Here is a 22,152-nt window from a genome sequence, read left to right as displayed (position 1 = left end):
AGCTATTGTCTTCTCCTGAACATACATAATGGAACCACAGCGAATGATTAGATCACTATTTGGAAACAGTCTTTGCACGTCTCAGCGACAATCCGACAAAGAAAAAGGGCTGCGAAAACATCCGCAGCCCTTTTAAATTTCAGTGTTTCAGAGAATTACTCCGCAGCTTCGCGAGCCATCGGGTTGTAGTTCAGGATCGGAGCCAGCCAGCGCTCCGCCTTTGCCAGTTCCCACCCCTTACGCTTTGCATAATCTTCCACTTGATCCCGCTCAATCTTGCCAATGCCGAAGTAGTGGCTGTCAGGATGAGAGAAGTAGAGACCAGACACAGCAGATCCCGGCCACATCGCGTAGCTCTCAGTCAATGAGATGCCTGTCTGCGCTTCCGCATCAAGCAGCTCCCAAAGAGTACCCTTCTCAGTATGATCTGGCTGCGCTGGATAACCCGGTGCCGGACGAATACCATCGTAGTCCTCTGCAATCAGATCAACATTAGACAGACCTTCATTCGGCGCATAGGCCCAAAGCTCAGTACGAACCAGTTCGTGCATCCGCTCTGCAAGCGCTTCTGCCAAACGGTCAGCAATCGCCTGACTGAGGATCTTGTTGTAGTCATCACCAGCTTCGCCATAGCGCTTGGCAATTTCATCCTCACCGATACCCGCAGTCACAGCAAACCCGCCAACATAGTCCGGGATGCCGCTGTCAATCGGTGCAACAAAGTCCGCAAGAGCCACGTTCCCACGATCAGAGGAACTCCGGTCCATCTGCTGACGAAGGGTATAAAGACGGTTCAGCTCAGTTGTACGGCTCTCGTCGGTGTATAGCACAAGATCATCACCATCCTGCGCACAAGGCCAGAAACCAACCACAGCATTCGCTTGCAACAGATTGCCGTCCACGATCTCCTTCAGCATCTCTTGCGCATCATTATAAAGCGCCTGAGCTGCTGGACCATAACGGTCATCTGTCAGCACTGCAGGATAGGCTCCCTTAATCTCCCAGGTGGAGAAGAAAGGTGTCCAGTCAATGTACCTCACCAATTCCTTCAAAGAGACATTGGTAAATGTTTTAGTGCCGATGAACTTGGGCTTGGTTGGAGCATATCCATCAAAGTTCGGCTTGAAGCGGTTTGCACGAGCCTTCTCGATAGATGCCCGAACCTTCTTGTTCCGCGACCGCGCATGTTTTTCAGCAACATCCACATACTCCGCGCGGGTTGCATCATAGAGTGCCTCACGCCCACCTTCACTCACCAGACGGGACGCAACACCCACCGCACGCCCAGCATCAGTGACGTAAATCGCCTGACCCTTGGAGTAGTTCGGATGGATCTTCACCGCTGTATGAACACGAGAAGTCGTCGCACCGCCAATCAGCAGCGGAATATCCAGACCTTCACGCTCCATCTCAGAAGCCACATGGCACATCTCATCAAGCGACGGTGTGATCAGGCCGGACAAACCAATAATATCAACATCGTGCTTGCGCGCTTCATCAATGATCTTGGCTGTTGGCACCATCACCCCAAGGTCAATAACCTCAAAGTTGTTACACTGCAGAACAACGCCAACGATGTTCTTGCCAATGTCGTGCACATCCCCTTTAACAGTCGCCATCAGGATCTTGCCGTTGGATGAGCTCTCATCCAAGCCACTGCGACGCTTTTCCTCTTCAAGGAATGGCATCAGGTAGGAAACAGCTGCCTTCATCACACGAGCAGATTTCACCACCTGCGGCAGGAACATTTTACCAGCGCCAAACAGATCACCAACCACGTTCATGCCGTCCATCAATGGACCTTCAATCACATGCAGCGGACGATCAAAGTTCTGGCGAGCTTCTTCCGTGTCTTCCACGATAAAGTCAGTGATACCGTGAACCAATGAGTGCTCAAGACGCTTTGCAACAGTTGCCTCACGCCAGCGCAGATCAACCTCACGCTTCTTTCCACCCGGACCTTTAAACTTCTCAGCAGCTTCAAGCAGACGATCCGTGGAATCTGAACGGCGGTTCATGACCACATCTTCACACAGCTCACGCAACTCAGCAGGAAGGTCATCATAAACAGCCAGCTGACCAGCATTCACAATGCCCATATCCATACCAACCTGAATGGCGTGGTACAGAAACACAGAGTGCATCGCTTCACGAACCGGCTCATTCCCGCGGAAGGAGAACGACAGGTTGGAAACACCACCAGAAATATGAGCGTGTGGCAGGTTCTCAGAGATCCACTTGGTCGCTTCAATGAAGTCCAGACCATAGTTGTCATGCTCTTCAATACCAGTAGCTACCGCAAAGATATTCGGATCAAAAATGATATCCTGAGGCGGGAAACCAACCTTATCTACCAGCACATCATAGGAGCGTTTGCAGATGTTGATCTTGCGTTCAAACGTGTCAGCCTGACCCGTTTCATCAAACGCCATCACAACAACAGCAGCACCATAACGGCGGATCAACTTAGCCTGGGCGATGAAGTTCTCTTCCCCTTCTTTCAAGGAGATAGAGTTCACCACAGCCTTACCCTGCACACACTTCAGGCCAGCTTCAATGACAGTCCACTTGGAGCTGTCGATCATCACTGGAACTTTTGCAATGTCCGGTTCCGCCGCAATCAAGTTAAGGAAAGTAACCATGGCTTCTTCACTATCAAGAAGCCCCTCATCCATGTTGATGTCAATGATCTGCGCACCATTCTCAACCTGAGAGCGGGCAACATCAAGCGCTGCATTGTAGTCATCGTTCTTGATCAGTTTGCGGAACCGCGCAGAGCCCGTCACGTTGGTACGCTCACCCACGTTGACGAAGTTCACTTCCTTGGTGAAGGTGAACGGCTCCAGACCAGACAGACGCATCAGGCGCGGCACTTCTGGCAAAGCACGCGGCTTCAAGCCTTCCATCGCATCCGCAAGGGCCTTAATGTGATCCGGCGTCGTACCACAACACCCGCCAACCACGTTGACCAGCCCAGACTCGGCAAACTCTTTCATGAGGCCAGCCATGTACTCTGGGCTCTCATCGTATTCACCAAACTCATTCGGCAAACCCGCATTCGGATAAGCACAAACAAGAGTATCCGCAACACGGGAAATCTCATCCACGTGCGCACGCATTTCCTTGGCACCCAGCGCACAGTTCAGGCCAACCGTAAACGGATCCGCATGACTGACAGAGTTCCAGAACGCTTCCGGTGTTTGACCTGAAAGAGTACGACCAGACAAATCTGTAATCGTACCGGAGATCATGACCGGCAGCTTGATGCCTTTTTCCTCAAACACCTGATCAATCGCGAACAAAGCCGCTTTTGCGTTCAGGGTATCAAAGATGGTCTCAACAAGAATGAGATCACAGCCACCATCAACCAGACCACGGGTCGCTTCAGCATAAGAATCCTTCAGATCATCAAAGGAAACTGCGCGGAAGCCCGGATTGTTCACGTCCGGAGAGATCGAGGCCGTCCGGTTTGTTGGCCCAAGCCCACCAGCGACAAATCGGCGCCGGGATGGATCAATCTCCTTCATCTGCTCAACAGCTTCACAGCAAAGGCGGGCACCTTCCTTGTTCAGCTCATAAACAATGCTCTCCATCGCGTAGTCAGCCTGCGCGATAGAAGTGGAGGAGAACGTGTTGGTCTCGATGATATCTGCACCCGCTTTCAGATACTGCAGGTGGATATCACGAATGGCATCTGGCTGGGTCAGGATCAGAAGATCATTGTTCCCTTTCAGATCCTGGTTCCAGCTCTTGAAACGCTCACCTCGGAACTGCGCTTCACTGAACTGCAGATTCTGGATCATAGTTCCCATGGCGCCATCCAGAACAAGGATACGCTCCTTGGCGGCTGCTTCTAGGGCTGCAAAAATGTCCGAACCGGTCTTTTTCACCTGCAAACTCATGGGATCCGATCTTTTCTAGTACTTTACTTTTGCGGGTCACGAATGGGGCCGTAATCCGACAAATATCTTTATATGTGCGTGGATTGGGTTCAGGCAGCGACAGATGCTTTCACATCCTGTTTTGCGCGAAGACCAAGCATGTGGCAGATCGCGTAAACGAGGTCTGCTTTGTTCATTGTATAAAAATGGAAGTCCTCGACACCATCATCTGCAAGGCTCATCACCTGCTCAGCAGCAACAGCCGCCGCAACCAGCTCACGGGTGCGTGGGTCGTCATCAAGACCATCAAACCGGTGCGCCAGCCAACCGGGAACAGATGCTCCGGTTTTCTTCGCAAAACCTGAAATGCCCTTGAAGCTGGTTACTGGCACGATACCCGGAATAATCGGGATAGTGATGCCAGCGGCCCGAACACGGTCCACATAGCGGAAGTAATGATCATTATCGAAGAAGAACTGCGTGATCGCACGGGTCGCGCCCGCATCCACTTTCGCCTTCAAGACATCCAGTTCTGTTTCCCAGCTTGGAGATTCCGGGTGTTTCTCAGGATAGGCTGAAACAGAAACCTCAAAATCACCGATGGAACGAATGGAAGCTACCAGATCAGCGGTAGACTGATATCCACCTTCATGCGGATGATACTGCTCACCAAGTCCAGCAGCCGGGTCACCACGCAGCGCCACAATGTGGCGAACACCCGCATCCCAGTAAGCGCGAATGACTTCATTCACTTCTTCCTTGGTGGCATCCACACAGGTCAGGTGTGCAGCAGGCTTCAAAGCAGTCTCATTCACAATACGCGAAACCGTAGAGTGAGTACGCTCACGGGTCGACCCGCCAGCGCCATAAGTGACAGAGACAAAGTTCGGGGCCAATGGCTCAAGCCGTTTGATTGATGACCAAAGCTGTTGCTCCATCTTCTCGCTCTTAGGAGGAAAAAACTCGAAAGAAACGGAGATGTCAGAGGCTCCATTGAGCCTAAAACGGCGATCGATACTATGTTCGCTCATAACTAAGCAAGCTCCTTGGTCTGATCCGCTACAGGCAGGTCGGTCACAACCCGACGATCCTGAGCGAGCCAAAGGGTAACGGTTAATTTGTCTTTCTCCCCCGCGCCCGGGGTAAGATCATTCGTTGAAACAAGCTCCAGATCAGCCTCGGAAAGCCAATTGCCCACTTGTCCCTGAGAAAAGCCAAGACGACGATGCGCATGCTTCTCCCGCAAAAACTCCAATTCGTGAGGAGCAAAATCTACAAGCAACAGACGCCCACCCGGCCGCAAAGCACGGGCAGCTTCCAAAATCGCTCGCCCAGGCTCTTCCAGATAATGAAGAACCTGATGAACCACAGTCAGATCAGCTGTGTCTGGTGCAACCGGCAACGCGTAAATGTCGCCCTGACGCACCTGCGCTTTCTGCAAACCAGCACGGTCCAGATTGGCCCGTGCAACAGAAAGCATGTTCTGGCTGGCATCAATGCCAATGCCACGCTCGTACTGTTTACTGAACAACTCCAGCAAACGGCCAGTTCCAGTCCCCAGGTCCAGGAGGGTATCAAAGGACTTGGACCCCACGAGTGCACGCATCGCAGCTTCAACGGCAACTTCCGGCACATGAAGACTACGCTCCTTGTCCCAGTTGTTGGCACGTGCTGCAAAGAAAGCCGCTGCTTCCTCTGCCTTTGCACGGCGCAACGAAACCAATCGCTCATGGTCGGCAGCTAGTACCGGATCATCCTGCTCGCTCTGCGCAACAATGCGCCGCGCCAGCTCAGCCGGACCACCTTCACCAAGACGATAATAAACCCAGGCTCCTTCCGGATACCGCTTGATCACCCCTGCCTCACAAAGAAGCTTGAGATGCCGCGAAATCCGAGGCTGGCTCTGCCCAAGAATGACTGTAAGATCCTTCACGGTCAGCTCACCAAGCACAAGCAAAGCAAGCAGACGAATACGCGTCGTCTCTCCACAGGCACGCAAGCAGCCCACCAGGTCCTCTACAGGGAGTTTGCCTTCCGGTTCATTGTTCACTGTCGTTATCAAGCCTACTACCGCCACCAACTGATCGAATAATCTGATATAAAGATATCTTTATACGTATAATAACTCGATGACAAGGAGGAACATTCCCTTCTCGCACCAAAAGAGGAATAGTTTTTCTGAGTTTTCCTTGAAAATTGGCTGATCAAAAATCAACTCTGACATTCCGGAGGGGCAAACAGAGCAGAAAATCGTGTAATTACAACAGTTAGGCTTTTGAAGAGCCGTTCTGGTCATCCTCTTCAACCACAGGCAAAACAGCACCACCCACTGCCTTTTTCTGTGAGTCAGAGAAAGTTTGCCCACCAGCAGCCCCTTCATCAATCCTCACCTTCACCTCACGATGGGCAAAAGTGATGCCCTCGCGGTTGAAAATCTCCCGAATGCCTGCAAACACTGCCTTCCGCAAAACATACTGATCCCCAGGTCGCGTCGTAAATTTGACCCGCACAATCATCGCGGAATCTTCCAGAGCCGTGATGCCTTGAGATTGAAGTGGCTCCAGAAACTTCGGGCCAAGCTCAGGATCCTCGAGCAACTTGTCTCCCAGCAATGAGATCAACTCCCGCATCCGGTCGACATCCGTGTCATATGTGACCCGAAACGCCAACTTCATCATGGTCCAGTCACGCGACGAGTTTTTCACAAACGACAAATTGCCAAACGGAACCGTATTCAGGAGACCATCCGACTGCCGCAGCTGCATGGACCTAATGGAGATCCGTTCAACCGTCCCTTCAACATTATTGGTGACATAAATGTACTCACCTGTTCGAAAGGCATCATCGAGCAAGAAAAACGCACCGGAGAAGATATCTTTGATGAGCGTTTGCGCGCCAAACCCGACAGCAAGCCCAACTACGCCAGCACCAGCAAACAGAGGACCAATGTTCACCCCGATCTCAGAAAGAGCAACCATGCCGGAGAGCACAACAATAGAGACCAGTAGAAAATTCCGCAGGATCGGCAACAGCGTCGCCAACCGCCCCATCTTGGCCTGTCCACTTTTATCGCTTTCAGAGATTTCAATCTGACGCTGGATGGTAATGTGAACGGCCTGATAAGCCATGTAGCCAAAGAACACGATCAACGCGACTTCCACCAGATTGCCAAACAATCCATCCTGTTTGAAAAGATTGATCCCCCACGCTTCAACGATCACCGCAAGACCAAACATCAGCATCACAAGGCGGGCACCATGATCAAGCAATTGCCGGTAGGGCCGCCGGGCAGCCTCTTTTTCTGCCGCCAACGCACGGGCTTCTGCATTGACCTCCTCAGGATTATAGGAATGGCCGGCCTGCTCTTCGACCTGCACAATCTCCTCAACAAAGGCATCCTGCAGTTTGTCGATGTTAATCGGCGGCAAAAGCCACTTATCAATGACAAGAAGTAAGATACCGTAGAGCAAGATACTGGCAAAAATAGCCATAATCGGCGCCAGTAACAGGAGACTGTCATAGCTCAGTCCTAAGAGCAGGCGGTGGGCAAACACCAGCCACGCCACCAGAAAGTACGCCAAAGCACCCAAATGCCAGTTTTGGCTAAACAACCTCCGCCAAACCCGCCGCCTCTCAGTGCTCGCATACTCTCCGGAAAACCAACCTCCAATGGGCCTACGAAAAATATAGCAAATCAACGCAGCAGAAACCGCCAGAAACAACCCGCTTTGAAGGTCAAGAATACGTTGAGCATTGGCATTGAGAGACAAATGGCTCATCCACCTGCCAAATGCCAGCAGGAAGAAGGCAACCCCGCCGCACAGAATAATGGCATTCAGAAATGACCGGGCAACGTCATCATCCAATGGCACAACACGGTGATGTTCATTCCCAACGGCCAGAAAGTTCCGCGAGAAAACCATCAGAAGCCGAAAGAAGAAGTAAAAGCTCGCAAAGATCAGCGCAGCATGTCGAACACTCTCTGTATTACCGGAAATAACAAGAATGAGCCCGAACGTTACAATCACATGCAGAAAGATCGCGGCAACCTGCACCAGTGATCTTGAGAACAGAAATCCAATCTTCTCAGCCCTGCTCTCCGGCATCCCGCGATAAAATCGTAAAAGCCTTTTGGCAAACAGCTTGTCTGCAAACAGCTCAACCACAAAACCAAGCGTGACTGCAAACAGCGTCAGCGCAAATATTTGCCACACCCACGAAACACTCGTATCGGGCCGCGCCCGCTCCAGTGCATTATGGACGTGCCTGGGAAAGTTCCCAAGATCCTTCAAAACAGCATTCAGAGACTGGCTGGAGCGATCAATGTTCTCCAGCGAGAACAGCTCCAGTCCATTAGATAGCCCAAAAACAAGCGGTGCCCCTTCCATAGGAATTGGCTCGCTTTGCACCACCATTTCCTGAGCATCAACTATAGGGTCTGCAACAGCTGAGTTCTGGGTTTCTGGCGTTTGCGCAACAACAAAACTGATGTGCAGCAAAAGCCCCATACCAACCAAAACAGCGAGTGTCAGAAAGGAGATAAGGAAATTAAGAAAGCGATCCGCCTTAGAACTGTCAGAAGAAACTTTTTTGCTTTTTCTTATTTGCATCAATCCTGCTTTGGCTACACAACCCAATCAGCAGGAGTAAACACGAACAGCACCTAAAGTTGCTTTGGCAGAAACATTCGACTTTTGGACTAAATTGACCAAAGAAAAGGGCCGCACACGCGACCCTCACAAAACCACTTAAATTTTTGAATGGATCAGGCCATCCATTGCTCTTTCCAGGTAATAAATTGCTTATAGGCTTCTTGTTGGTCAAGCGCCTGATAACTCTTTAACGCAGTCTGACGCTGAGAGTTTGAAAGGCGGTAACGCCATGGCCCAATCTTCAGGAGAGCCTGAACGGTCATCATCCCAAAACCAGAGGCACGACACACCACGAGGAAAGGCTCAGTGTCATTTCGCACAGTCCAATGCTGCGCTTCTGCATGACCAATGCCAGCCAACATCGCAAACGCAGCAACCGCTTCAGCAAACCGGTCTTCCTCAGCATAAGCACGCAGAGCATTCTCAGTCAGCTTGCCTTCACGGACCAGCTCCATCACGCGGCCACGACCAGTCTCAAAATCATACCGGCCTAGCCAGAATTCGTTAGAAAGTTTGCCAGCTGCAATCCGAGCAGCTTTCGGCAGTTTCCCGGCAGCTTCAGTCGCGCCTTCTTTGATCAGAAGCTTGCGAACCTGCTCACTCGCGAAATTGATAAGCGCTTCAATATGAGCATCTGCCAAATCCGCGCGTTGCCCAAGGGCCAGCTGAAGGACTTCGTCCCCCTTCGCGTCAGTCATCAGCGAGTTCACACTGCGCTGACCAAGCACTGCACCATCATTCGCAGCAACAGTCTGTTTCACCTCGGTATTTCCAAGGTTCACCAGCACATCACTGATACTCTCAGAAATTACATCCCGCTTCGCAATCGCCAGACGATGATCATCGCTCTTGCTGCGCGCAATGCTCACCAGATCACTTTCACGCAGCACGTTAGAGTTCCGAAGAAGCGGCTCTGCAATTTCAATTTCATCGAAAGCAAGCTTGCGAACAGTCTGCTCAGGCGCACGGCGCACTTCAGAAAGCTGTTCCGCCATATAACTCAGTGCATGCCGCTCAACCATTTCTGAGAGCCGCAGCATCACACCATCGTAAATATCGATCTGATCGTCAGAACACCGTTCCCATGTTCGCGCAAACAAAAGCGCAACATGACGCGCAAGCTCCGAACGTCGCTCAATATTGTTCTCAAGCGCGAGAGATTTGAAATCAACGATATGAGAAGCCAAGTCAGATGACATTTAAAACACCGATGGGATACGCAAACTGATAAAAACCTATGGAACAGGATTAAACAAAACCTAACTCAATCTATTCTATTTTTAGTTAATTTAGAAAAAATAACATGCGATTTGCATGCTTCAAAAAGCGGAAAAACCAATAAGTTTTCTCCCGTTAGAACAGATTTCAGAAATTTAATTAAAAAGGTAAGTGACAACAACGAGTTACAAAAATATCACGGAGACTTAACAAGCTTCATCTATGTTGCGAGCAGACCCGCACTCGTTAATGACTTGTTTGCGACATGCGTTCTTTTTATCAAAGCGTCCCCAAATTATGAGTAACAGCATCAACGTTTTAAGGCCTGTCACTCACCCAATTCCTTACCAAAAGGTCAATTTCGTAAAACCAGCCGTTTTGAGTCGCACCATGCCAGCAACCATGGAGTGCAACACCCCTTCATGATTTCAAGTCAGTAATCCAGTAATAATTAGATCAGAACATGTGAATTCAATTTCTTATATTGATAAGATATCCTGATCCTTATGCTTACGTTCAAACAACTCCGCTATTTCCTCGCCGTGCAACAGCATCACCACTTTGGCAATGCCGCAGAAGAAGTCTGTGTTTCCCAACCTGCACTCTCCATGCAGATCCGGGATCTCGAGAAAGAGCTAGGTCTTTGCCTTGTCGAGAGAAACGCACGTTCGATCCGGATCACGCCGGAAGGTGAAGAAATTGCCAGAAGAGCCAACCAGATCCTGCGAGAAATGCAGGACCTTAAGGATTATGCAAAACACGCAGCATCCCCGCTGAGCGGCATCATCCGCCTCGGTGTCATCCCTTCACTTGCACCATACATTCTGCCCAAGCTGCTACCCGCTCTTATCAAGCAATATCCTGATCTTCAGCTCAATCTCCGCGAGACTTTGACAGCATCTCTGGTAAGCGAGCTAAAGCACGGCACCCTGGATGTTGTTCTCGCAGCCCTTCCCATCGAAGAGCCAGAGCTTGAAGAAGTACCTATCTTTGAAGATCATTTCCTTTTAGCTGTGTCCAGCTCACGCAAAATAGATGAGCGTAAGAGGATGGGACCAGATGACCTGCATGGTGAGAACCTGCTGCTGCTTGAAGAAGGACACTGCCTCAGAGATCAAACACTGAGCTTTTGTGGAGCAATTGGTCAAAATCAATCAGCTAACGTAGGCGCAACAAGTATAGCAACTGTCCTGCACATGGTCGCTGCCGGATATGGCGTCACTGTCCTGCCTGAAATTTGCGCAGATACAGAAATCGCAGACGATCGCATAACACTTTTGCGGTTTGCAGAGCCTCAACCTTCCCGTAGGATAGGTTTAATTTGGCGAAAAACTTCACCTAAAAGCGAGGATTACATGGCACTTGCAAGGTGTTTGCGTAACGTCACCAACTAATGAAACGAGTTAATTTAACCCGTTGCTGTGAATAACCGAAAAATATACCGTGCAACTGCATACGTATTATCGATTTCTCACTAAGCTATAGAATATGGATTAGAAGAACGACTCTTTTTAAGATGAACTTCCTTCCACTCAAATGCACACTATTACGCCATCAGCCGGTTTTAGTTGCTCGGTGTAAAACAGGAATCCACTAGCTTGAACCAAGAGACCGCCCATATTGTAGACCAAGCATTCTGCAAGTTTCTTGCAGACAGCCTTGACCGGCTACAAAAGGGCGTGGCCATTATTCAAGGTAATGGAACCATCCTGCAATGTAACGAGTTTGCAAAGCGCTTGTTTGAGCAAACACCTCAGATCAAGGTCAGCACCGGACGGCTAGAGTTCACCGACCCGAGCCACCAGCGCGAGTTCCAGAACGCACAAAGTCTGGCCACAGCAACAATTGATCTGGATGTACAGCAAGAGCTCGTCCTCAGAAGAGATGAAGCATTTCTGCGCCCGATCCATATAGACATACGCCTGGTCGATACTGAATTCGACGATCTCTTCTTTCTGTTCGTCACGGATCTGGAAATCCAGCAGCAAATCAACATCCAAAAGGCAACCGCCCTCTTCCGCCTGACGGATAAGGAAGCGATTGTCCTGGAGCAGCTGTCTGGCACACAAACAGAGCCTCAGATTGCCGCTGATCTGGATATTACGAAGAACACACTGCGTACGCACCGCAAGAACATCTACGCAAAGCTTAACGTAAGCAGTCGCGTGGAACTGGCAATGCTTCTGTCAATTCTGGTTTAAAAAGAACGTGAGGTCGCGAGCAGCTTAGTTGGGTGAGACCTTATAGAGACAACGCCGGTCACCTTTCAGGATATGCTCAACACGCTCGATGCGTACATCATCTCCCAAAACCTCCTGAAACAAATCAAGCTCTGATCGACAAAAGTGTTGGCAAGACCGGGCTGCAGCACAAATAGAGCAATGGTTCTCTGCAAACAGATAGCCATTCTCGCCATCCTTCAGAACCTCAGCCATGTACCCTTCTTCACTGCGCTGTTCAGCAAGGCATTGTAGCTTGTCAGACAGGGTCTTTGCAGACTTCATCGCAGTTAGATAGGACTTCCGGGATTGATCAGCCCGCGCATCTATGAGGCGCTGGAGTCCTTCTTCCCCATAAAGGTCTTTGATGTTTCCAAGCAGATCAACCAGCACACCACTATGGTTATCAGGAAACTTCCTGTTGCCTGTCTCAGAAAGACGCCAGGTTCTGCGAGGACGCCCCACAGTCCCTTTCAGGTCTTCAAACTCAACAAGATCCGCTTCCAGCAACGCATCAAGATGTTGACGCACGGCCACAGCCGTCACGCCCAAATGTTTGGCCATGGTTGCAGCTGTGTTCGGTCCGCGCGATTTCAGCGCGTACATCAAACGATCTTTCGTACGGTCACTCATAGGCATCTCATAGCACAATCGAAATTATATGAAAAGTTTTAGCTTTCCTAATAAAGTAAAAGCTGTAGTGCACCAACATCAGAAAACAACACGAAGGAATCACTGATAACTTACCCATAAAATAGTATTGTCTTTGAACCATAAGAGATTATGCATCATAATTACTCTTCTACATATGTAATGCACAAATAAGAAATTTCACTTTTCATATAAATCAGAAAAATAGAAGGTGCTTATCCCCATTTTCCTAAAATTTACCTAGTATTTTTATAGTATTCACATAAAGCTTGCCCCTTAATTCTCACAGAGCCCCCCGCTTTCCTTTTGCGTAAAAGCACATAATCCCTATCAATAAGGGCGTGGTAAATAATTGGTTGATAGTGGTGGGAATGATGTCTGAAGCAGGCAACACAAAATACAATATCGAGTACCCGGCATATAAAACGAACCTGCATCCAGTAGAGATGCCCCCGCAGCCATTCGCTCAGTCTGTCCTGCGCGTTTACGAGAAACTGTTCGAGCTCCCGACCTTCATCATGGTCAATCAATCAGAAACAGGGAGTGGCTCAGAGCTTTTCGTTTCCGATAGCATTCAGCCCTATAAGAACCAGCTCAACAATCTGCTTTCCAAGATTACGGAACTCCCAATCTGCGGAGATGATGTGCAGATTTTCCCACATAGGTTTAATGGCGAAGACGCACCCTCAACAGCCAGGTCACCGCATCTCGCAACGCAGTTCATCGCACTCATGCCTCTCTCCCTCCACGAGCGAGTGATCGCCGTCGTGGGTATTCTCTGCAAGTCCGACGCAAACAACACTGCCCACTTTCCCAGAACACATTTCCAGCCAACCACACCTTCAGATCAACTCATAAATGCAGACCTGACCAAAAAGCTCAAAAGCTTCAGAAACCTGGCACGAATTCTCGTTCCCGGTCTGCTCCGCATCCTCTCAACAAACGATTTGTGCAGCACACTCTCAGTCAATGCCAAGGTGGCAACAAAATACTTACTGCCACCAGAGCAAGCCAATCCGCGAGAAATCTTCACAGTCTGCAATATTGACCCGTTGACTGGCCTGCGAACCAGAGAGAGCTTTGAGCAGCTTATCTCCGACGCCATAGAAAGCGTGACAAACCCAGATCAACGCGTGGCCTTGTTCTATGTCGATCTGGATCATTTGAAAGTCATCAACGACGCTCACGGGCACGCTGCAGGCGATGCGGCTTTGGTGGCTATTTCTGACCGTTTGAAGCAGATGGAATGTGAAAACGTCACAGCTCTCAGATTGGGCGGCGATGAATTTGCATTGCTCCTGGAAGACACCACATGTCATCAGATCAGAGTATTGCTTGAAGAATTGCCAGTATCTCTCAGTCATCCGATCTATCATGAGCACAGCGAAATACGACCCAAGGTCAGCATTGGCGCTGCGGTATTCCCACGCCACGCAAACACTGTGAAGGAACTGCAGGATAGTGCCGACACAGCTCTGTATCATGCAAAAAAGAGGGGCCGAAATCGGGCCAGCCTGTTCAATCAGGTCATGCGTACCCGGTTGGAACGGCAGGTCACCCTTCAGCAAACCGCAAAACAGGCACTTTTGCAAAACCAGGTCGGAACAATCTTCCAGCCCATAAGGTTCGGCCAAACAAGCCAAATACGAATGTTGGAGGCCCGACCAGAATGGCCATCTCAGATTTTAGAAATTGCTCGTGGATGTGACCTTTCAAACATCTTCGACAGCGCCAGCTTCAGTAATGTTCTTGGCGAGACAACAATTGCAGCCATCATTCACACCATGCGCGCCTGTCAGAACACTCCAATGCAACATTGGGAGTTCCTGTTCCGCGTCCCCGTTCCCTCTGTGTTGAAGGAAGGGTTCTGCGATGATCTCAGCTACCTTCTGCAGGAAAACAATGTGTCGCCAGACAAGTTCACATTGGAGATCCCCTCGCGTGTTCTCTTAAGAGCCAACGCTCATATCCTCATTGGTCAGCTGAATGAGCTAACAAACACAGGCGTCAAATTGTGCATCAACCACTTTGACTCCGGCGGGCTGAAGATTGAGCATTTCCAGAAACTGAAGATCTCCTACATCAAACTACACGCGGGCTCTGTAGAACGGCTGTTTGAAGATGATAAAACAGCACGATTACTCTCCGCTGCAACTGAGTTCGCACATGCCTTGAACATCGAGATCATCCTTTCGGAAATCAAAAATGCAAACACCGAAGAGAAACTGAGAAAATTAGGAGCAGAATACGTTCAAGGTGCATTCTATGGTCCAGAACAACGCTTTTCTGAAATTTACAAGAAGCACGTGCTCGGCATCTCGCCAGATCCCATCCAGAGAGTAAAAACAAACATGGCACGTAGAAGAATATCGCGCCTGCCATCATCCATGATAAATTAGCGCGCAACACCAGCGCAAAGAGATCATGTGTGAGCAAAACCAAAAGACAACGAGCGATCAGCGACGCCCTAAGCACGCTTATTCCGCATGTTCCATTTCTGGATGCTTCGGAAATACGCAGCAAAGCCAACCAACAGCACCTGCGCTACCTCCCAGCCCACATTGCGGTTCTGCTGGCAACAACCAGCTATGTGCGCCATCAATATACTGACTACGATGATTTACTGGAAGAAGGTCTGGACCGGGACGCTGCTCGTTACTGCGTCGCAGATGAGATGGAAGCCACCATCACATCATGGGGCGGAAGCATCACCGCCGGGGAACTGCTTGCCGCTCCCAATGAAAGCGGCGAGCAAGATCAGTAGCTACAAATTATCGGCAAACACCAATAATCCAAGTAAACGCAAGCGCCACAAGGCACAGTGCAGGGATGATGATCGCAGCATACCCGAAGAATGCAATTGCCAAACCCCAGCCAACAAAGAAGTTTGCGCAGAAATAGTATTTTGCTTCACTGTTGCCATGCACAGCATCTTTGAACAACCAGCCGATGATTGGAACAAGGAAAAGAAGTTTGAAGAAGAGTGGATCATTATCCTGCTGATCTTCAGCAGAAGACAGAGTTGTATCGCTCATTACAGTGCCCGTTATTGATTGATGGGGGGAAGAACACAGAGTTGACTTACATCAATTTAACATTCACGCGCATGCGTCACATCAGCACATCTACGTATGAAGCATGAATATAGATGATGGTTCATCTCCCATCATGAGGCCCACGTCGAGCGCATAACTCTAAAAGCATTAACTAAAACACACTTATCAGATCACGACCTCTCCTGATTTTCGTCAGCTAAACGCGAGCTCATTGAGCACAAGAGAAAAAAGGAAATCAGATGCCAAATAAAGAAATTGTCGGCTACGCTCTCAGCACGAATACGCAGCTCATCGCTGAGATGGCGCAAAGCGATTATACAACAGTCATTCTTTGCTTTGTTGTGAGCGATGAAGCGGGAAACCTCTCCCCAAGCACAGAACTTCAAGCCATGTTCAATGCACCGGATTTGATCAGTAATCTAAAAAAAGCTGGCAAGCGTGTCTTGATTTCAATCGGCGGCGAAGTCTTTACAACCGCGGCTTGGGCCGCTCTTGCAAACAACCTCGACAACACAGTGCAACAGCTGACTAAGATGGTAACTGACCACAGCCTTGATGGTGTTGATATCGACTGGGAGGATACCAACTACTCTGGATATGACGCCCCAACTTTTCTGGTTGATCTATCGAAGGCGTTAAAATCAAAACTTCCTGAAGACCAGAACTTCGTAACACATGCACCGCAAGCACCATACTTTTATGGCGGAGCCGGGTACTTACAAGTGTACGTTGATGTAGCCAAGAATGCTGGAGACACAGTCGATCTTTACAACATCCAGTACTACAACGATCAGTGGTATGTCGGTGAAACAGCTGAAGAGGAGACAGGAAAAGTCGCGGGTACTGAGCCAGTTGGCGGAAGTACGTTTCCTTCCAGCATTATCGGAATCGCATCAACCGGTGTTCCAATCTCCAAGCTTATTCTCGGCAAACCGACCACGCTGCAAAATGTCGTCGGCTCAGCCGCAGTAAACGGCTACCTGCCCGCTGATGAGATCGTAGACAACCTCATCACACCTCTACTCGCAAAAGAACCTGACTTTGCCGGCGTGATGGGTTGGCAATATCCTACTCAATACGGTTCAGATACAGGCACTGATGAATGGGCCGCAACCATGGCAAAGGCGCTTGGTAACTGATCCTAAGCTATCAGCGAACGGCGGAGCAGGCCCTGCTCCGCCACTCAGAAGCAAAACCCCACCTAAAACCAAATAGTGGTTTCCCAAACGCCGATCCAAAACAATTTCGTGATCAGTGCCGAGCAGCACGTAATGCACGCTACACATTCCCTATCTTCTCCCTCAAAGGTTGTAGCAATACAGGGACCAGACAGCCCTGTCTGATGACGCGGCCTTCAAGTTTTCAAGCGAGGAGAGGATCTCATGCCAAAGTTCGGACTGTCTCTTAAACTGCAAGTCCCACCATTGCAGCTCAACCAACCTCAGCAACAGGCTGCTACCAACCACCAAGCCAACAAACCAGGAGGCTTGGCAGGTAAGCAGGACGCTGTTGCGCAGCAAGTGAAAGACTTGCCTGCACCAGTATTCCGCCCAGCAGCAAACCCACCAAACTTCGAAGCAGCGAAGAACAGTGGCTGGGGGTCAGAGAACAATGGTTGGCGAACGCTCAATATTGAGAGCCAGGACAGCTTCATCCACACCAAGCGCATTGATCCGAACGCAAAAGGTGAGTTTGCGGGTGACAAAATCCATTTAAGCATTGAGCCTAGTCAGGTACCACAAGCCTTTGATGCCATTAACACACTTCTCTTTTCGGAGGACTCTCCGGTCGATAAATGGAAAGTAACCGACATGACACGCGTGACAGAAGGCTCACGCGTACAAGTCGGTGCTCAATTTACTCTTTACCTGCGCCCAAGTGCTGAAGATTCCCAGTACACGGCGCAAGATTTGAAGAATGATAAATCCTTTGTCGAAACCATCGAGCAGAAACTCTCTCATGCAGGTATCCAACCTGGTGAACGACCAGCGTCAGACGTTGCTCCACACCATTGGGACTTTGCCAGCTATCGCAACGAAATTCGAAGCGACCGCGATGGAGGTGCTGCGCAGACAGAAGCTTTGCAGCGTGAACCTGTCTTCGAGCTGCTAACCATCTAGTAAAACAACAAAAAAGGCCCGCAAAATGCGGGCCTTAATTCTTTCAAGCAAGCTAGACTTAGCGTGTAAGTGGCTTGTACTTGATGCGGCTTGGGTCTGCAGCGTGGGCACCCAGGCGGCGAACCTTGTCTTTTTCGTAGTCTTCAAAGTTACCTTCAAACCACTCAACGTGGCTATCACCTTCAAAGGCCAGCATGTGCGTTGCAAGACGGTCAAGGAACATACGATCGTGCGAGATAACCACGGCACAACCAGCATAGTTCTCAAGCGCATCTTCCAGAGCTGCAAGTGTTTCGGTGTCAAGATCGTTGGTCGGCTCATCGAGCAGAAGAACGTTTGCGCCTGACTTCAAAACCTTAGCAAGATGCACGCGGTTACGCTGACCACCGGAAAGGTCACCAACTTTCGCCTGCTGTCCAGCACCCTTGAAGTTGAAGGAGGAGCAGTAAGCGCGTGAGTTGATCTCTTTCTTATCAAGATAGATCACTTCAGCACCTTCGGAAATTTCTTCCCAAACGGTCTTGCTGTCATCCAGTTTATCACGGGACTGATCCACATAACCAAGGTGCACACGGTCACTCACAACCACTTCACCGCTGTCTGGTTTTTCCTGACCGGACAACATCTTGAAGAGTGTCGACTTACCAGCACCGTTTGGACCGATGATACCAACAATACCACCACGTGGCAGTTTGAAGGTCAGATCATCAATCAACAAACGATCGCCAAAGCCTTTGGAAACACCTTGAACGTCGATAACATTGTTACCCAGACGCTCACCAACAGGGATCAGGATCTGCTCAATAGAAGGCATACGCTCTTCTTGAGCAGTCAACAGCGCATCATAAGCATTGATACGGGCTTTTGACTTGGTCTGACGGCCCTTCGGCGTCATGCCCATCCATTCCTGCTCACGCTTGATAGCGCGGGAACGAGCCATGTTCTCACGGCCTTCCTGCTCCATACGCTTGGTTTTCTGACCAAGGTAAGTGGAGTAGTTGCCTTCATAAGGAATGCCCTGACCGCGGTCGAGTTCCAGAATCCAGCCAGTCACGTTGTCAAGGAAGTAGCGATCGTGGGTAATGATCAGAACGGAACCCTTGAACTCACGCAGATGGCGTTCCAGCCAGTGCACGGTCTCAGCGTCAAGGTGGTTGGTTGGTTCGTCAAGCAGCATCAGGTCAGGCTCGGACAAGAGCAGCTGACACAACGCGATACGGCGACGCTCACCACCAGAAAGGTTATTTACAGGCGAGTCGGATGGAGGGCAGCGAAGCGCTTCCATTGCCATCTCAACCTGGCTTTCCAGATTCCACAGATCCTGCGCATCAATGATGTCCTGCAGCTGAGCGCCTTCATCGGCTGTCTCATCTGAGTAGTTCATCATCAGTTCGTTATAACGATCCAGAAGAGCCTGCTTGTGCGCAACACCTTCCATCACGTTTTCAAGAACGGTCTTGTCCTCATTCAGCTTTGGTTCCTGCGGCAGGTAGCCAACTTTGGCACCTTCTGCAGCCCATGCTTCACCGGTGTACTCTTTATCAAGACCAGCCATGATCTTCAAAAGAGTAGACTTACCTGCACCGTTTGGACCAAGGATACCGATTTTCGCATCCGGGTAGAAAGACAGGTGAATATTGTCGAGTACTTTTTTTGCACCGTAGGCCTTGGAGACCCCGTGCATGTGATAGATGAACTGGCGCGCCATGGACTGCCTGCATCTCCTGATCTGTGTAAACAATGAAATCTCTGGAGAGCACTCATAGTGGAAGCAGCGCCAAGGGGCAATCGATAACACTTCAGCGATGATCAAATCCGTCGCTTTTTCTCCTCAAACGGAGAATTTCACGACAACACCTGGTCACTTCCACGCAAGAAAAAGGGCAGCAGGTTTACTCTGCCGCCCCAATAACAAACAAGCTCGTAAAAATTTACGCCAGCTTCAGCTGCGGAACCACTGTCAGGTTCTGAACAATCGCATTGTCTTCAACGGCCTTGAGCCCCTTCACTGCAATGAAGGTGACCAATGGTTCACACGCAACAATTGCCAGATAAGACAGGGCAAACTGCGCCCATGCCGTAAACGGCGTAGCAACGTCCCCAATCATCAACCAGAAGCCAACCATGCCGGTCACGCCAGCATAATACATCGCATCCAACTTCAGAATCTGCGCAAAACTCACACGCTTGGTCAGTTCTTTGGAAAACAGCTCACGGCCACTCAGGTAATGGACGGCAATCAGCGGCAACATCAAAGACAAGCTGTTGACGCCAAGGTGGTACATGTCCTGCGGATCAAAAGCGAGCGCCTGAAACAGCAAGCCAATGGCAAACCCAAGCAGAACAGGGGTAAACCCGAGCGTCAGGTACATCGCCATCGCACCAACGAAGTGAAGTTCCGATGCTCCAACAGACATATGGAAGCTCTGCATGAAAATGGAGAAGAAAACCGCAGCCAATAGCGTTTTCAGAGGTGTGAATGGCTCTTTCAGGAATTCGGAGATCTGCTCTTTGCAGCCCCAGACAATAACGCCAACGGCACCTGCATTGGCAGCAATAACCTTGGCGGCGGAAACGTAACCCGGTTCAATATGCATTTAATATGCTCCTCTTCGCACCCTCCGTGCGGTCATGAGTTTATGTCGTGTCGGGCAGGTTTCCTGGCTTATGGCTTTTGCGTCCTCCGCCTTCCCAGAGATCATCTCCAGTGGCTTTTATGAAGAACGCACCACGTAACAGTTGCGGGGGCAGCTGCGGTTCGGGCCCATCTTTGGTCATCCCTACCGCATTCCCTTTTCATCCAAGAAGCTTGGCTTCTACAGAACCCAACAGCGGGAATATCCTAAATTACAAGAGAAGACACAACTAGAAATAAGAGGCAGTTGGAATAAGCAACAATCAGAGGGATGCAACGGCCTTCGTAACCCGCCAGAGCTGCAGGCAAAAAAAGAGGCGTGTACCCGTTGGTACACGCCTTTAAGAAAGTTGACACTCCCCCATCCGAGTGCCAGCCGAAGCTGTATTTAGAAATATCAGAGTGCCCCATCTCTTCATTGATCTTCATCAAAATAAATAAAATTACCTCAGAAACATCGGATATTATTCAACATTACAAAAGCACTCAGATTTTCAATCGATTAAAACTAGAATAGATCAAATATATCTCGTGCATCTTGCAACGAAAGTCTCAGTATTTTCTATTAGTTCTTGCTATAAGTTCTCTCCGAAGGTGCCTGCCACGAATATTTCCTTAGCCAATGCTCCTCAGGAGAAACCACAAAGCTCCAGGAGTTCTGCTGCTCTCCAGAATCATCAGGAGTTGAATCCGGTGTCTGAGTGGAAGCATTTTGGCTGGCAGAAATTTGGATTTTAAGCACCCCCTCACCTTTTCCAGCAAGCTTCAGCAAGCCAAGATCACTGTGAGATCGTCCAAGAAAAATCTGGGGTGCTGTTCCTATCCTCTCCCAGATAGTTCGGGCAAGGTCTGTAGAAGACATCGGCGCTGCGTGGGGAGTAACCTCGATAACCCGAAACCTCGGAAGCCCGTAGTTCAATTCTGCCATAGTGCGGTCTACTTCATGGTCTCCAAAGCTTAAAACCCAAATCTGAAAGTGATGCTCTTTTAAAAAGCCCACCAGCTCTTTTAGAGGCTGAAAAGCAAACTCTCTATACGTTGCACCAACAGCCTTCGGCCCGTGTAATGACAGATGAGCACGTACACTCTCAGAATAAACAGCAAAGCTTCCAAAACTGTCGCCAGCTTCAGGTGGCGTCACTTCATTGTCCGCGCCAGCCAGAGCGTCACTCCATAAAGCCCCATCGCCCACCAAAACAGCAACACGGTCATCGAGTTTCACATATTCAGGGCTCCCAGCCCGAGCCATACGCTCAATACTTTCTACGATACCATGGCGCGCTGTGGTTGAGCTCCAACTCGGCAAGATGTTATCTCGCTCACCACCAGTTGGCTGCAAAACCGAAACCGCTGAGTATAAAAACAAGCTGGACCACTGCATCGTTCAAGACCACCTGAAAGTTGTTTCAGCAAGATGGTGAACTACAATGCACATCAATTGCCCATAAAAAATGAACCAAATGCTGTCGTGAAAAGAGAAGAGAATCATAATTGACAGCCCGTCCCTCTTTCCTCTCAACTTGAAGATAAATACGAGTATTCACGTATATAAAGAATTTCACTCAACGAAACATTTACTTACAATTTTCATAAATTTGCTTTGTAAGTGTCAGATAAACGTCATAAGCACCCCACTTTTCGATACTTTTTAGAATTAAACCCAGTTCATCCCTAGAATTCTTAATAAATGCGCAATAATTTCAAACAATTATGCCGAGGA

At 49.5% G+C, this 22,152-nt stretch carries 16 protein-coding genes and 1 riboswitch; of the genes, 6 read left to right on the top strand and 10 right to left on the bottom strand.

All coding sequences use genetic code 11. The features are described from left to right. Nucleotides 1–155: 155 nt before the first annotated feature. The 5 genes from metH to DHN43_RS06915 form a co-directional block, all read right to left on the bottom strand. Entirely contained in the window at nucleotides 156–3,902 is a 3,747-nt protein-coding gene (metH, locus tag DHN43_RS06935) for a methionine synthase (RefSeq protein WP_108818155.1), read from the bottom strand. An 89-nt stretch (nucleotides 3,903–3,991) separates the two neighbouring features. Beyond that, the gene (gene metF, locus DHN43_RS06930) at nucleotides 3,992–4,912 is read right to left on the bottom strand and encodes a methylenetetrahydrofolate reductase [NAD(P)H] (protein WP_063289971.1); all 921 of its coding nucleotides are present in this window, start codon (nucleotides 4,910–4,912) and stop codon (nucleotides 3,992–3,994) included. A 2-nt stretch (nucleotides 4,913–4,914) separates the two neighbouring features. Continuing rightward, nucleotides 4,915–5,931 (bottom strand): ArsR/SmtB family transcription factor, encoded by a 1,017-nt coding sequence (locus DHN43_RS06925; protein WP_208994987.1) that lies wholly within the window; start codon nucleotides 5,929–5,931, stop codon nucleotides 4,915–4,917. 217 nt (nucleotides 5,932–6,148) lie between these two features. Next, the gene (locus DHN43_RS06920; RefSeq protein WP_108818154.1) at nucleotides 6,149–8,491 is read right to left on the bottom strand and encodes a mechanosensitive ion channel family protein; all 2,343 of its coding nucleotides are present in this window, start codon (nucleotides 8,489–8,491) and stop codon (nucleotides 6,149–6,151) included. Nucleotides 8,492–8,646: 155 nt separating this feature from the next. Further along, nucleotides 8,647–9,732, bottom strand: a complete 1,086-nt coding sequence (locus DHN43_RS06915; RefSeq protein ID WP_063293928.1) for a DUF2336 domain-containing protein — start codon at nucleotides 9,730–9,732, stop codon at nucleotides 8,647–8,649. A 525-nt stretch (nucleotides 9,733–10,257) separates the two neighbouring features. Between DHN43_RS06915 and DHN43_RS06910 the strand changes: the two genes are divergently transcribed. Together DHN43_RS06910 and DHN43_RS06905 are read left to right on the top strand one after the other, a co-directional pair. After that, nucleotides 10,258–11,145 (top strand): LysR substrate-binding domain-containing protein, encoded by an 888-nt coding sequence (locus tag DHN43_RS06910; RefSeq protein WP_063289973.1) that lies wholly within the window; start codon nucleotides 10,258–10,260, stop codon nucleotides 11,143–11,145. Nucleotides 11,146–11,349: 204 nt separating this feature from the next. Next, nucleotides 11,350–11,952: a helix-turn-helix transcriptional regulator gene (locus DHN43_RS06905; RefSeq protein ID WP_063293929.1), complete on the top strand. Its 603-nt coding sequence runs from the start codon at nucleotides 11,350–11,352 to the stop codon at nucleotides 11,950–11,952. A 24-nt stretch (nucleotides 11,953–11,976) separates the two neighbouring features. Here the strand turns inward: DHN43_RS06905 and DHN43_RS06900 are convergent, their stop codons facing one another. After that, entirely contained in the window at nucleotides 11,977–12,603 is a 627-nt protein-coding gene (locus tag DHN43_RS06900) for a helix-turn-helix transcriptional regulator (RefSeq protein WP_057465690.1), read from the bottom strand. 392 nt (nucleotides 12,604–12,995) lie between these two features. Here DHN43_RS06900 and DHN43_RS06895 point away from each other — a divergent pair, with 392 nt between their 5' ends. Next, complete coding sequence (locus DHN43_RS06895; RefSeq protein ID WP_208994985.1) at nucleotides 12,996–15,020, top strand: diguanylate cyclase domain-containing protein; 2,025 nt, start codon at nucleotides 12,996–12,998, stop codon at nucleotides 15,018–15,020. Nucleotides 15,021–15,049: 29 nt separating this feature from the next. Then, nucleotides 15,050–15,385 carry a DUF2293 domain-containing protein gene (locus DHN43_RS06890; protein ID WP_108818152.1) on the top strand — a complete coding sequence of 112 codons (336 nt, stop codon included), beginning with the start codon at nucleotides 15,050–15,052 and terminating at the stop codon, nucleotides 15,383–15,385. A gap of 7 nt (nucleotides 15,386–15,392) precedes the next feature. Here DHN43_RS06890 and DHN43_RS06885 read toward each other — a convergent pair whose 3' ends face one another. Next, nucleotides 15,393–15,656, bottom strand: a complete 264-nt coding sequence (locus tag DHN43_RS06885) for a hypothetical protein (RefSeq protein WP_063293931.1) — start codon at nucleotides 15,654–15,656, stop codon at nucleotides 15,393–15,395. A gap of 260 nt (nucleotides 15,657–15,916) precedes the next feature. Between DHN43_RS06885 and DHN43_RS06880 the strand changes: the two genes are divergently transcribed. Beyond that, the gene (locus DHN43_RS06880; RefSeq protein ID WP_108818151.1) at nucleotides 15,917–16,816 is read left to right on the top strand and encodes a glycosyl hydrolase family 18 protein; all 900 of its coding nucleotides are present in this window, start codon (nucleotides 15,917–15,919) and stop codon (nucleotides 16,814–16,816) included. Between the two features lie 243 nt (nucleotides 16,817–17,059). After that, nucleotides 17,060–17,797, top strand: coding sequence for a type III effector phosphothreonine lyase (locus tag DHN43_RS06875; RefSeq protein WP_108818150.1), 738 nt, complete (start codon nucleotides 17,060–17,062; stop codon nucleotides 17,795–17,797). 58 nt (nucleotides 17,798–17,855) lie between these two features. Here DHN43_RS06875 and ettA read toward each other — a convergent pair whose 3' ends face one another. The 3 genes from ettA to DHN43_RS06860 all read right to left on the bottom strand — a co-directional run bounded on the left by ettA (nucleotide 17,856) and on the right by DHN43_RS06860 (nucleotide 21,654). Further along, complete coding sequence (gene ettA, locus DHN43_RS06870; protein WP_063289978.1) at nucleotides 17,856–19,505, bottom strand: energy-dependent translational throttle protein EttA; 1,650 nt, start codon at nucleotides 19,503–19,505, stop codon at nucleotides 17,856–17,858. 223 nt (nucleotides 19,506–19,728) lie between these two features. Next, complete coding sequence (locus DHN43_RS06865; RefSeq protein ID WP_108818149.1) at nucleotides 19,729–20,394, bottom strand: energy-coupling factor ABC transporter permease; 666 nt, start codon at nucleotides 20,392–20,394, stop codon at nucleotides 19,729–19,731. A 36-nt stretch (nucleotides 20,395–20,430) separates the two neighbouring features. Next, nucleotides 20,431–20,641: riboswitch (cobalamin riboswitch) on the bottom strand. Nucleotides 20,642–20,997: 356 nt separating this feature from the next. Then, nucleotides 20,998–21,654, bottom strand: a complete 657-nt coding sequence (locus DHN43_RS06860) for a hypothetical protein (protein ID WP_208994975.1) — start codon at nucleotides 21,652–21,654, stop codon at nucleotides 20,998–21,000. Nucleotides 21,655–22,152: the final 498 nt, after the last annotated feature.

This window comes from Pseudovibrio sp. Alg231-02 (assembly GCF_900143565.1).
Lineage (GTDB): Bacteria > Pseudomonadota > Alphaproteobacteria > Rhizobiales > Stappiaceae > Pseudovibrio.
The sequence above is the reverse complement of the archived record's forward strand: the minus strand, read 5'-3'. Positions and strand labels throughout refer to the sequence as shown.